Source organism: Paenibacillus nuruki (assembly GCF_001721045.1).
Taxonomy (GTDB): Bacteria; Bacillota; Bacilli; order Paenibacillales; family Paenibacillaceae; genus Saccharibacillus; species Saccharibacillus nuruki.
In genome coordinates, this window is the sequence record NZ_MDER01000031.1 from 1 (window position 1) to 14,285 (window position 14,285).

At 39.3% G+C, this 14,285-nt stretch carries 8 protein-coding genes and 1 pseudogene; all 9 read right to left on the bottom strand.

What is annotated here, in order from left to right; translation table 11 throughout:
* Nucleotides 1-840: pseudogene (locus PTI45_RS24070) on the bottom strand (hypothetical protein); the annotation flags it as partial.
* A gap of 262 nt (nt 841-1,102) precedes the next feature.
* Entirely contained in the window at nt 1,103-2,008 is a 906-nt protein-coding gene (locus tag PTI45_RS05845) for a hypothetical protein (RefSeq protein WP_069326618.1), read from the bottom strand.
* Nucleotides 2,009-2,168: 160 nt separating this feature from the next.
* Nucleotides 2,169-5,024: a CHASE3 domain-containing protein gene (locus tag PTI45_RS05850; RefSeq protein ID WP_069326619.1), complete on the bottom strand. Its 2,856-nt coding sequence runs from the start codon at nt 5,022-5,024 to the stop codon at nt 2,169-2,171.
* Between the two features lie 133 nt (nt 5,025-5,157).
* Nucleotides 5,158-6,732, bottom strand: coding sequence for a response regulator (locus PTI45_RS05855; RefSeq protein WP_069326620.1), 1,575 nt, complete (start codon nt 6,730-6,732; stop codon nt 5,158-5,160).
* Nucleotide 6,733: 1 nt separating this feature from the next.
* Nucleotides 6,734-8,659, bottom strand: a complete 1,926-nt coding sequence (locus PTI45_RS05860) for a sensor histidine kinase (RefSeq protein ID WP_069326621.1) — start codon at nt 8,657-8,659, stop codon at nt 6,734-6,736.
* 204 nt (nt 8,660-8,863) lie between these two features.
* Entirely contained in the window at nt 8,864-10,534 is a 1,671-nt protein-coding gene (locus tag PTI45_RS05865; RefSeq protein WP_069326622.1) for a type 2 periplasmic-binding domain-containing protein, read from the bottom strand.
* Nucleotides 10,535-10,642: 108 nt separating this feature from the next.
* Nucleotides 10,643-11,527 carry a carbohydrate ABC transporter permease gene (locus PTI45_RS05870; RefSeq protein ID WP_425415570.1) on the bottom strand — a complete coding sequence of 295 codons (885 nt, stop codon included), beginning with the start codon at nt 11,525-11,527 and terminating at the stop codon, nt 10,643-10,645.
* Nucleotides 11,528-11,782: 255 nt separating this feature from the next.
* Nucleotides 11,783-12,760: an ABC transporter permease gene (locus tag PTI45_RS05875; protein ID WP_069326624.1), complete on the bottom strand. Its 978-nt coding sequence runs from the start codon at nt 12,758-12,760 to the stop codon at nt 11,783-11,785.
* A 314-nt stretch (nt 12,761-13,074) separates the two neighbouring features.
* On the bottom strand, nt 13,075-14,277 hold the full coding sequence (gene mmsB, locus PTI45_RS05880) for a multiple monosaccharide ABC transporter permease (protein WP_069326625.1): 1,203 nt from the start codon (nt 14,275-14,277) through the stop codon (nt 13,075-13,077).
* Between the last annotated feature and the right edge of the window lie 8 nt (nt 14,278-14,285).

A 14,285-nucleotide genomic window follows, 5' to 3' on the forward strand; every position in this document is an offset into this window, starting at 1 on the left:
CGTTGTTGCTACTGGCTCTGGCGTCGGTGTTGTCGTCTGTGCTGGTGTCGGCGTTGTTGCTACCGGCTCTGGCGTCGGTGTTGTCGTCTGCACTGGTGCTGGTGTCGGCGTTGTTGCTACTGGCTCTGGTGTTGGTGTTGTTACTACCGGCGTTGGTGTTGGTGTAGTCTGCGCTGGCACTGGTGTTGGCGTCTGTCCTGTAACATTACCTACTGTGGTTAATACGGGCTTAACCATCGTTGCAGGCGGCGCATATATACCTGTTTTAATGATAGAAGGATCTGCTTTAGGTTTGGCACCTTGGTCTGCTACAGGATTCAATTGTCCGTAGACCGCTTCTACATATTTATCATATGCATTTTTGCTAATTTCCATTTTCATCTGATGCACTTTAGAAGTCAGCGTCATTTTATCTTCAGTGGAATCCACTTTGAATCCTTTGTTAAACAAATTCTTCATCGTTTCGTCCATATTTTCTTTAGTCAGTGCCATTCCGTTTTGAGCACCTAATTGGTAAAAGCTATTATTGGATAAAGCTTCATGAACTTGTTTGTGTATTTCTTGTTTACGCTCTTGTTGGTTATCAAAAAGTTCATCCAATTCTTTATCTTTTGTTTCTTTTTGGTGTAATTCTTTTTTGTATTCTTTGTTACTTTCTATCTTTTGCTCTGCTGGCGTTTTATCCGGGCGATTGTTATCTGTTGTTGTAGCAGAATTAGTAGTAACAGGGCTTTTCACAGTGCTAGCTGTAGCTCTAGTTGTAGAATCATTAGAGGACGAGGAGTAGTATGAATTCTGGCTAGCCGTCGAAGAGTAACTCGCATTAGATGTAATATTCATAAGGCAGTCTCCTTCACATATTGATATTTATTAACCAGCGAGCGGCGAGTATCTTCTTTCCATTCCAAAAACATAATAGTAATATTTATCCAAATTAGTATAGTAATAATTTACTGTTTAACGACTTAGTTAGCAAGGGTAATTTGAACTATAATTTTTAAAAAATTCCATAATTTGTAATCGAATTTTGTCGAATATTAACCGTTCTACAAAAAAAGATCTTATTCGACATGACTATTCGAATAAGATCTTTTACATTATTTTATTTCACTAATCCACCAGGCAAAATAGCTCCAATGGTATTTCCATTGTTAGTGGACGATGAAGGACCTGATGATGTTGTATGACTTCCAGACGATCCGTTTGCGGAAGTACTAGAATGACTGTTATTAGAACTGTTGGTGGTTCCCGTTGTAGAACTATTGTTGTTATTGGTTACAGGTGTTGGATCTGAGGAAGAAGCAGGATCTGGTGTAACTGTGCTGTTGGTAGTAGTTGATGAAGTGGATTGAGAAGTTGAGTGTTCGGTCTGTGTTGTCGGTGAAGGAGATGAATGACTTGGTTCGGATGGTGTTGATGTAGCTTTAGTTTCGGCTACCGAGTTCTCTGGATAGACAGGAGCAGGCGAATCTTCGATATCGGTATACGCTTCTGCTATTTCTTTGCCGTATACTGTTTTGACATATTGATTATACGATTCTTTGCTAATCTCGAGCTTGAGTTGATGGAGTTGAGAGCTAATCGTTAATTTTTGCTCATCGGTTTCTATTTGAAAACCTTTGGCAACAAGATGTTTGACCGTATCTTCATAATTGTCTTTATTCAATGCTAGCTGATTATCAATGCCGATCTGTGCAATCCCCTGATTGGCTAACATCTCATAAGCCATTTTGTTGATTTCTTCTTGTTTCTTTTGTTGCTTTTCAAAAAATTGATCAGCTTCCTGTTTTTTTAATTCTTTTTGCTGATCTTCTTTTTTGTATTGCTTGGTTTCTTCTAATTGCTGTTCTTGGAGACTTTTTTCACTGGTTGGTAAGGCTGTGGTTTTGACATCATGATCTGTTTTGGATAACGATCCAGAGGGTTTGTTAACCGAGTCTTGGCTAGCTGATGCGTTGTATCCGGGATTACTAGCTCCCGCATAGCCTGTAGATGAAGAAATGTTCATAATTCGTACTCCTTTTTTTGAAATAATTCCCTTTTTTATCAAGTTAGTTAGCATTATTAATAGTTCAAATTTACTATTGATTACACTTTTCGACAAGGGTATTAAGACCCAAACACAAAAAAGATACCTTCCTTTTGGAAAGTATCTTTTTGGATTCTATTTATGTTGTAAAATAATCATTCTGCGTTTTGCCTAGCCAATGCTCGATACGAAGCAATACTTGTTGCATTTCCAGTGGCTTACTCATGTAATCTGAAGCTCCGGCTTGAATTGCTTTTTCACGATCTTCTTTCATTGCTTTGGCAGTGAGTACAATAATCGGCACCTGCGCATATCCATACAGATTACGAATCGTACGCATCGTCTCATACCCATCTAATTGTGGCATCATAATATCCATCAGAATGAGATCTATATCCTGTGTCATATGCAAAATTTCCAGAGCATCTCGACCATTTTGGGAAATCAGGATATTAACACTATGACGCTCTAACAGACTTGTTAAAGCATACACATTCCGAATATCATCATCAACGATTAGAATTTTCTTACCATCTAGACCTTCATATTGTTCTGTATTGAGATCATTTGGAATCAGGTTAATCGTATTTTCATTATCGTGCAAAGCTAAGCGGTCTGTTTCAGCATACGATGCAGCTAGACGTGCTGACTGAATCGGTAGATTGAGATCCGAATCAGTATCCATAACATTCAGCGACTCTTTTTCAAAAAAGACGGTGTGACTGATCGGCTCTGCTACTGTAAACAATTCACTCTCATCATTAGGATCCGACTCCAAACAAGGAATATAGAACGTAAAGGTACTACCTTCACCCACCTGACTTTCCAATGTAATCTCTCCGCCTAACAAATGAGCCAATTGTGAGGAAATCGACAATCCTAATCCTGTACCACCATATTTGCGAGCGGTAGCTCCATCAGCTTGTCTAAAGGCTTCAAAGATTAAGCGACTATTTTCAGGTGAAATGCCTATACCTGTATCACGAACAACAAAAGCAATCATTGGTTGATCGGATTGATATTCCTGCGTCTGTACACGATCTAACTTCTCAATCGTTAACGTGACACCGCCCACTTCAGTAAATTTGAAAGCATTGGATAATAAGTTACGAAGCACTTGCTGTAGACGCATATCATCGGAGTAGATCAGATCAGGCACATTATCTTTCACATCAATATCGAAGTAAAGATCACGTAATGCCGCACCTTCTTTGAAATAACGCTCCATTTGTTCAGGAATCGCTTGGGTGCTGACTGGATCGATCTCAATATGCATTTTACCGGCTTCCACTTTGGATAGATCAAGAATATCGTTGATCAGATTAAGCAAGTCTTTACCTGAATGATGAATAATCGAAGCATATTCTTGCTCTTTCTCTGTTAACGTATTCGCGCTATTTTCAGACAGAATTTGTGAAAGAATTAGCATACTATTAAGCGGTGTACGTAATTCATGAGACATATTTGCCAGGAATTCTGATTTGTACCGTGAGCTCACTTGTAGCTGTTGTGCATATTTATCCAGTTCAATCGCTGTGCTTTCCGCAGCCATCTTACCTTGTTCCAAACGTTCATTCAGCATCTGTAATTCTTCAGTCTGCATATGCAGTTCATCTGCTTGGGTCTGAAGTTCTTCGGATTGGACTTGTAATTCTTCTGATTGAACTTGTAGTTCATAGTTCATATTCTGAGAATCATGATACATCTGCTCAATCTTTTTACGAATCAATAATGAATTCATCGTTACTGCAAAAATATTGAGTAAATGTTCAAATAAATCGGATTGTTCGATCGTCATTGGCTCGATAAAAGCAATTTCAACAACTGCTAGTACTTTACCTTCAAACATAATCGGAGCCGCTACTAAAGCTTTGGCTTCGGTACTACCCAGACCTGAATTAATCTGAACATAACCTTTAGGAAGCGGACTGTACGTTAACATTCTTTTCTCAACAATACATTGCCCTGCTAATCCTTCGCCTTCTGTAATATAAGCTGCACCTAATTCAATATCTGTATGATGTGCGGCAAATGAAGCTGTTTTGACCCAGCCTTCTTCTTCATTTTCGCTATCATAATAGACCACTCCATATGAAGCATCAAACCATTTATTCATTTTGGTTAGTAATGCAGAAGATAGCGATTCTATACGATCAGATTCTTGAAAACGAGTTGATGCAATCGCAATCTGGTCTTTGATCCAATTCTCATGCTGGACATGATCCAATAATTGATTGGTCGCTGTACCCAGTTCTGCAATCTCATCACGGGTACGAATAGTGATCCGTTTGTTCAGATCGCCACCTTCACCAATATCATGAATCGTATCGGTGACATCGCGTAATGTTCGTACAATCTGGCGAGCAATCACCCATGCTGTTATCAACGATACAATCGCAACTACAATCCACAAGGTCACCATCGCTACAAATAAACGTTGATTGCTAGCAGCAATACTTTCAATACGTGCATCTGTGAGTGCTTTTTCAGTGACTCGAAAAGCTTCTAACTCACTACGTAATCGATCAATCTGTTGCTTACCCGGATCGACTTTGAAAAATTGCGTAATTCCAGCTTCATCGTTATTACGTCTCATCTGTAGAACAGGATCGCCAGCATCTTCAATCCATTTCTCTATACCTGACTTGATCGTTGTCAAATTGCTACGTTGCAATTCGTTATCTTCCACTAGAGTGACTAACTTGTTATAATCAGATTCCCATTGCAGAACCCCATTATTGTAGGGATCAAGATAACTATCATCACCAGTCAAAGCAAAGCCGCGCTGTCCTGTCTCCATATCAAGCACATGCTTTTCGATCAGATTGGTTAAGTTATGAACTTCCAGATCATGATCATTTATATATCTATTTTCCTGTTCTAATTGATTCACACGTCCAGACATCATCAATAACACAACGCCTACGCATAAAATAATCACAACATACCCAGAAATAATTTTGGTGCGAATACTCCAATTTGCACGCTTGGGCAACCGTAAAACCTCCAATACCTACTTCATATTCCGCAATCTAATCGGTTCTCGCTTCATTATTTTACTGCAAACTTTAATGAAAAGGAATCTATTTCTTGCATATGCAATTATTTTTTATTATCGGCTTTCTAAATTAGATCAATGAACGCAAATTCATCTTTGATCGATATTCTTGAGGCGTGATTCCTTCGAGCTCACGGAATACTTTGGAGAAGTGTCGACTGCTCTCGAATCCGACCTGTTGACTGATTTCGTTTAATCGACAAGAGCTCTCGATCAGCAACAATTTTGCTTTGGCAATACGTACTTTTTTCAGATAAACGACAAAGCTTTCTCCGGTATAAGCTTTGAATGCTTCACTAAAATAAGAATAATTCAGCGACACATGATTGCTTACAATCGCCATATTTAGTGGACGATCATAATGCGCATGAATAAATTGGACGGCTTCTTTGAGATGTTGAGGTTGAGTATGGATTAAACGTAATTGCCGGATATAATCATCCAGACAGATCAATACATTTTCCAAATCGTGAAAATAATCCTGAAAGTAACGATAATGATTCAGGTTGCCTACACGCCGATAAAGACGCAATACTTCAACTGAAGCTTCTCCATAATGTCGGAAAATCTCATCTAAGACTTGCTCATTGATCTGCTGAGCTACTTGTTCAATATAAGCTAAAGGAAGATAGATAAGTTCATGAATCCGAAAAATCTGGTACAGTCGTTGCTCAATCTCTGGATCACGATCACTCCCCAGCGTATTACCTAACAAACGGATCTCTTCTTCAGGAACACTCCATGTCGAAAAAGTCTGCTGAATCAATGAATAACGGATCAAATAAACACCGGGATGAAGAAATCCATAATTAAGTGCCTGACAGGCTTGATCATAATAATGAGGAATATGTTGCAATAGACTGCCTTGTTTACTTACACCGATCAATAATCCTTCCACTTCCCGTTGCGCGGCAAGTTCAGCCAATTGTTCTAACGCATGTACTTCAGTGGTTGGAATCATCCAGACTAAGCGATCTTCACGATCATATAACTGGGCAACATACTGAATGGATGAACTGGAGCACAATCGACTGACCAGTACACCTAGCTCCTCTCGAGAAATAGAGGTACCTTCTTTATTTTTATACTGAAATACACATACAAGATAATGCTCTGGTAATACAAGCCCCTCTGCTACTTCAGAAAGAAGAGTTAGATCATTTTCAGAGGTGTACAACAGACGTTGTAATCGTTCTTGATCTTTTTGCAAATGATACTGTTCCACTTCAGCCAGACGAAGAGACACTAGATCACGCTTCTCTAACTCTTCTTCCAGTCGGTGCAACGCATCAAATAAGTCTTCACGCCGAATCGGCTTCAGTAAATATTCGCTAACCTGATACCGAATAGCGGCTTTGGCATACTCAAAATCATCATATCCACTCAGTACAATAACATACGGTTGAGTCGCTACAATCGATCTATCCAGACCACGCATTTGTTCCAAAAATTGCACACCATCCATAACAGGCATCCGAATATCAGTAATCACAATATCAATAGACATCTGCATCACTTTATCCAATGCTTCTTGACCCTGACGGGCATGAATACACTCATAGTGGTTAGGGAACTCCCGTTCAATCATCACTTGTAGTCCTTGTCTAATATTCCGTTCGTCATCTACGATTAATAGCTGTATCATATTATGATTCTCCTCCTGTCAGCAGTACTTTGGGAAATCGTAAAGTGACTCTTGTCCCTTCCCCTATCGTACTTGTAATCTGTAATCCATAATCTTCTCCATAAAATAAAGCCAGTCGTCTCTGAACATTGCGAAGACCAATTCCGCCTTTGCGTGATTGCTGTTCTTTGGGCGCATTGGTTGGATAACTGTTGCTAATATGATGATGGTCCGGTTCATCTGGAACATAGATCCATTGTTGCAACGCTTCTAATTGTGGAGCATCCATGCCACTACCATTATCTTGAACAATCACTGTAATGACTCGATCAGGTGTGGCAGCGACTTCGATCAATAAGCAACGTTCCATATCCTCTTCTTCATTCCATGCATGTTTGAATGCATTTTCGACTAATGGTTGTAACGACATCTTTAAGATTTCCAGTTCTAATAAGGGTTCTGGAATATTTAATTCCAATCGTACCGGTTCTTCAAATCGTATATTCATCACTTCGATATAATTGCGAATATGCCGTACTTCTTCACTCAATTTCACGTATTCACCTGACCATTTGAAGTTATAGCGCATCATACCACCAAGAGAGGTTAACGCATCTGAGATTTGGCGTTGATCTTCAATTTCAGCTAACATTTTGATATTTTCAAGCGTATTGTACAAAAAATGAGCATCAATCTGACTGTACAATGTGCGTAACTCTGCTTCTTTCATTAAGGCTTGCTTACTGACAGCTTGCGCGATTAATTCATTGATTGTGAGAGTCATTCGATTGAAATGGTAGGCTAATTCGCCAATCTCTCCGCCGCCATCTACTTCCACTCCATGATGCAATTCGCCACGACGTACCTTTTTCATCGCTGCTGTTAATAAACGCAGATTTTTGAGAATAAAGGTATTAGCTAGATACGTAATCAGAGATACCAGCAAAATAAATCCGATATTAAGGAGGACAATTCCGTTACGTGCACGTCTTGTGTCTTGCAATACTTTTTCTAACGATACAATATGCACCAACTGAGCCCCCAACCGATCAATGCTAGTTGATGTGGCTAAATAAGCGGTTCCTTGGTACGTATACCGTATCGAAGATAATTCCTGATCTTCTATAGCTGCCGCATCGGCTTGATAAGAACGAGTCTCATTCTGCTCTGTATGATTAGCTGTTAACCATTGTTGTAAAGGAAAGGTATATTGCTGATCTTTACTCGAAGGAGGAATATACCCGCCACCTGCATCCAGTAATAACATTTGCGATTCATCTTCTTGTAATGCACCAAATGTACGTGGAGCAAAATTAGCTAACAACATATCAATCTGTACAATACCGGCATGATGCCCTTTTGGGACTTGAATTTCTCGTAAAAGAGAGACTTTAGGTGGGTCCAGTTCAGGCACCATAAAGCGAGTCGAACGGGGTAACAAATTCTGGCGTTGTACATACCAACCTTCTCGATCTCCGAGTGTTCGAGCCAGCTTATACCACGGCTCATCCCAGATCCTTTTCTCTTTAAAAAAAATCGGCCACATTTCATACGTATGATCATTATCGCTATACAATCGCAGATGCAAAATAGACGGATTATTGATCCCAATCTGTGCTAGATTAGCATACGAACTGTTATTAAATTCGATCAATTCAGCGGTAGGTGTATCATGATTACTTGCCAGATATTGAATCACTTCCTGATCGGATAACGCTAATTGTGCTGCCCGTTCCATCGTCTCAATCTGTGTAAGCAATACTTGCTTTTCATTTTGCAATGCATCTATACTTTTGAGCCGTGTATCTTGAATATAGGTCTCATTCACTTGATTATAGAAATAAAGGGATACCGCTGTAGTCGGTAATAAAATGACAATAATATATGTGCCGATTAATCGACTCTGCAAAGAAAGATTATTGATCCAGCGCAAAAAAGGCTGTAGCATCTGACGAAACGTAAGCTATTCCTCCCTATCCATTGAGCTCCAAAAATATGTCTCTTTATCAAAAAATGTAAGCGGTTAAACTATGTATTCTATTGTACCCGAATTGACTGGAAAATTGTGTAGAAAAAGGGACTTTCACAGAAGATGCTCTGCTCAAGTCCCTTGGTTTATAATTCTATTCGCTGTTCATGTTGGAAATATAAGTTACTGCGCTTCTAGTTTAGCTTTATTTTTCTCATATTCGGTTTGTTGATACGCTTGAACTTTCGCTAATCCATCTGCTTCACGTTTGCTTAGATACTCATTAAACAACTGGTCAAATTCACTGTCTGAAGAAGCCAATAGTAATTTAGGTAATGTTTTACCCCACAGTTGCGAGATTTTGGTATTGATAATTCCTTCAGGTGAATTACCGGTTGGATTCAATTGATCGAATTCAGAGGAACTGACCGTTTTGCCTTTTGTCCAGTCTTCCATTTGTTTGAATGGAGCTACACTTTCCGGTTTCCATTGATCTGTAATATTCGTATTCATTTGCATCCAGTATTTATGAGAAGCACCATATTTGGTATCAAATTCCGAACGATCGGTATTTAGTGATTTCAGCACTTCAGGCTTAAATTGATCTTTGCCATCGACTGTATCGTATGTGACTCCTTTTTCACCTAAATACAAATCTTTCTGTCCTTCTTCACTGATCATGTATTCAAGGAAACGGATAGCACGGGCTTTATCTTTTACATTTTTGGAGATTAGGGTTACTGTCCATCCTGAGATAACAGGCCCTGATAAAATTGGTTGATCTAATTTGGAATCAGAAGGTCCATCGACTGCAATATAGACTGAATTTGGATCTTTGGCATATAATGCATTTTGTTGTGTATTGAAATCACTACGTTGATACAACATTGCAAAGTAACGCCCTTGCGCAATTTTTTCTTCCATTTGAGAACGTTTGTCGATAAAGATATCTTTGGATAGTAATCCATCTTGATTCGCTTGACGGAATGTTTTGAGCCAGCGTAAATATTCAGGATCGGTGGTACGATCATACAACTTGCCGTCTTTTTCCATAGGGATCGCTAAGAAATTCTGCAAATATCCTTCTAATGAGTAATTACCATTTTCGGTAAACTCATGTAAGCCTAGTGGAATCAGTGGCTGTCCATTCACTTCTGGGAACTTTTCTTTTGCCATATTGAGCGCTTTCAAAAAGCCTTCTGGTGTACGCATATCTGGCTTACCAAGTGCTTCATACATATCTTTACGTACGACAAACACTTGATTTGATAGATAGTTTTTGCCGTATTTCGCAAAATCCGCCGGAGAAGAAGACGCATTCGGATAACCATACACATTACCATCTGGCTGTGTATACCATGCTAATTTGGCTGGATCGGTTACTTTGTAGAAGTATGGATCATACTGGTCTGCTAACTCATTGAGTGGCAATACCAATTTACCTTCGATCATTTTTTTAACAGCATCTTCACCCCAACCCAATGTAATAAAGTCAGGCAATTTACCAGAAGCAATCATTGTATTCAGCTTTTCATTTTCATTACCCGCAGGCACGATAAATTTCAAGCTTACTCCTGTTTTCTTGGTTACATATTGGCTGGTAGGATCGGTTCCCCAGTCACTTCCTGTGTACCAGGAGAAGTTCATATACCAATCAAATGTTATTGGTGATGTATCTACTTTCCAGCCCGGTTCGTTGGCTGAAGCGGCTTTGACCGGTGTATTGCTTTGTTCCGATGCACTTTTACTTCCGCCACCAAAGTAGGAACAAGCTGTAGTGAACATCATCATGCTCGCTAGGGTTAACATCAGTGCCGGTTTGTACCATTTGCGATGATTTGTATTTTCTTTCATCCGAGATATACCCCTTTTCTTTTTTTAGAATGTACTATTTATGCTTCATACAGTGAATACAAAATATGGGATTGCAGATGGAGTTGTTTACTTGGTATACAAGTGAACTCAACCTTTGATCGAGCCAATCATCATCCCTTTAACAAAATATTTTTGTAAAAATGGATAAACGAATACGATTGGCATCGTTGTTACTACCATGGTCGCCAGCTTAATCGACTGTGAAGTGACTGAACGCGTAATCCCTCCCGGTACAGCCGCTAGCATCTGGTTCGAACTGGATTCGGCTACCACACGGTACAGATACGTCTGAATGGGTTGCAGATTAGTATCATTCATATAGATCATCCCTGTGAAATAGTCATTCCATTGGAATACTCCATGAAACAAAGCGATCGTTGCAATAACAGGCATGGATACAGGTAACACGACCCGTAAAAAGATCGACCAATCGTTCGCACCATCGATCCGTGCAGCTTCTTCCAATCCTTCTGGAATTTCACGGAAAAAGGTCATAAAGATAATAAGATCGAAAAAGCTAAACATCGCTGGAATAATATAGACCAGAAAATTATCTAACAACTGTAGATCTTTCATTAACAAAAACGTAGGAATCAATCCACCGCTAAAAAATAAAGTAATGGTTCCGATCCAGATATAAATTTTGCCTCCAATCAATCCTTTTCGAGACAAAGCGTATGCCACCATTGCTGTGAAAAACACATGAATTGCTGTACCAATCAATGTTTTGGCGACAGTAATCCACATCGCTTGCATAATACCGGGACTTTGGAATACAGCTTTGAAACTTTCAAGACTAAAGATCCGTGGCCACCAGTAAATGCCACCACGCATGGCATCGGTTCCTTCATTCAATGCATTCACTAACACATACCAGATCGGATACAGCGTGACAAAACAAATCAACACCATCAACACTGTATTCAATGTATCAAAAACCGCTTCACCACGCGTTTTACGATCTGCTTTCATACTAATCATCATCATTCTCCTTCATCATTAGAGTGAGGGGTCTTTCAGGCGCACTTTCTTTTAAAGAATTTTAGGGATTAGTGATTAGAGATTAAATACAAGAATTTAAAGGCAATAGATCAAATTCGTTAGATCAAAAAATTATGCTTCTTGCAAAAGCTTAGGTTAGGGGATTAGCAACTTAAAAACTCATAGCTAAATCATTGCAGCAGTGAAGGCAGTTAAACTAACTAATCTTTCCTGCCTCTCACCCTTTTAAAAGAGTGAAGTGTTGTTTAGTTTCTTCGTCACCTGATTGGCAATTACAAGTAGAATCAAGGCGATAATCGATTTGATAAGACCGATCGCTGTTGAGTAGGAGAAGCGTCCAGATAGTAGACCAGTTTGATAGACATAGATATCGATAACGTTACTAGCGCTTTCGTTGAGCGAGTTACGTAAGACGAGAATTTGGTCAAAGTTAGAATTCAGTACGCCACTGACAGCTAGTATGAATAGAATAGCAATCGTCGCTTGGATACCTGGCAAAGTGATGTACCACATTTTCTGGAAGCGTCCTGCGCCATCAATTGTAGCGGCTTCATACATTTCTGGAGATACACCTGCCATGGCTGCTAGGTAGATAATTGCTGACCAGCCCAGTTCTTTCCAAATATCTGAAGTGATCACGATTGTCCAGAAGTATTGCGGTTCGGCTAAGTAAGAGATCGGTTCTTTGATTAGATGAAGTGCCATTAGGACATTATTGATAATACCGACATCAGCTAACCATGTAGTCAAAATACCGCCAAGAATAACCCATGATAGAAAATGCGGTAGATACGAAATAGTTTGAACTGCTTTTTTGAAACGTACTGAACGTAATTCATTGAGAAACAGAGCAAAAATAATAGGCAGTGGGAAACCGATAAATAGCTTGATTAAGCTGATTCCGAGTGTATTTCGAATTACATCGGGTAGATTTTCATCATCCATAAATGCTTTGAAATGTTCCCATCCGACCCACGGTGCATCAGCAATACTTTCAACAATATTAAATTCTTTGAACGCGATAATAATACCGTACATAGGGATATAGTTAAAAATCAACATCCATACCACACCAAGTAATGCCATCACCTGCAAGTGTCGCTGTGTATACAATCGGCGAAACCAGCGTTTGGTCGGTGAAGTGGTAATTTTATCTTTAGTTTTTCGAGTGGCTTTGGATTCTCTTTTGAGATCTGTGTCCATACATAAATCCTCCTTTGCGTTCTCTGTCGATGTCTGTATCGCTGTTGTGTCTTATCCTCCATTTGGTGAACAGCCTGTATCATTCTTTTTGCTTTTATGTAAGCGATTACATTTATTAAATTAATTATATCCTGCTGATGTCAGATCGGTAATGCTTCATATTTCGTATTAGGTGTCTCATTTTTCGGGTGAACACCAATAAAAACCGCCAGAACGTATTGTCCTGACGGTTTTTAGCATTATTATAGTATGAAAAATTTATTTTTTCTAAGGTAATCATCGTATTCAGATCTTATTTTATCGAAAACATTTTCTTATACTGAAGATGTTCCTTTGTTTTTGTTATAAATATCGAAAGCAACTGCAAGTAGTAATACTAGACCTTTGATGCCTTGTTGCCAGTCGATACCCAGTCCTACAAGAGACATACCGTTATTCAGTACTCCCATAACTAGACCACCGATAATTGCTCCGAATACCGTTCCGATACCACCTGAAGCGGAAGCACCACCGATAAAACAAGCTGCAATGGCATCTAGCTCAAAGTTTGTTCCTGCTCTTGGTGTTGCTGCATTGAGACGAGCTGCGAAGATCAAGCCAGATACAGCAGCCAATACGCCCATATTCACAAATACCCAGAATGTTACTTTTTTCGTTTTGACACCGGATAATCCAGCTGCTTTTTCATTACCACCGATTGCATATACATGACGACCCATAACCGTTTTGTTCATCACGAAGGAGTAGATAATAATAAGCAAGAATAACAATACAAGAATCGTTGGAATCCCTGCATAGCTTGCAAGTACAATCGTAAATGCGTTAATTACAGCGACCACTAGAACCATTTTGGTGAAAAAGAGGGCTTGTGATCCTGTATCAAAGTTATATCGACGCTGTGCTGCACGGTTACGTAGTTCTGTAATAATATACAGAATAGATAATGCAATCCCGGCAAGAACAGCTACAATATTAGTTGCCATATTAGAAAAGTCAGGGATAAAGCCTGAACTGATCTTCTGGAAACCATTCGGGAATGGCGAGATCGATTGACCTTCCAATACGATCATCGTTAATCCACGGAATAATAACATCCCTGCGAGGGTCACAATAAAGGCGGGTATTCGGACATAAGCCACCCAGAATCCTTGCCATGCTCCAATCAATCCACCGATTACGATAGATAGAATAACAGCTACGATTGGATTCATCTGCCATTGCACCATAAAGATTGCAGATACAGCACCCACAAATGCTGCGATCGATCCAACAGACAAGTCAATATGACCTGTAATAATAACAAGTACCATCCCGATCGCGAGTACCAGTATGTAACTATTTTGCAAAATCAGGTTAGTAATATTAATTGGTTTAAGTAGCAAACCTCCTGTTAAAACTTCAAACAACAGCATGATAAATAGTAATGCGATAATCATGCCGTACTGACGAATATTTCCTTTAAACATTTTGCCAAGTGTCGATTCTTTTTTTCCCTCTGGCTTGGTTAATGTAGACATACGTTATG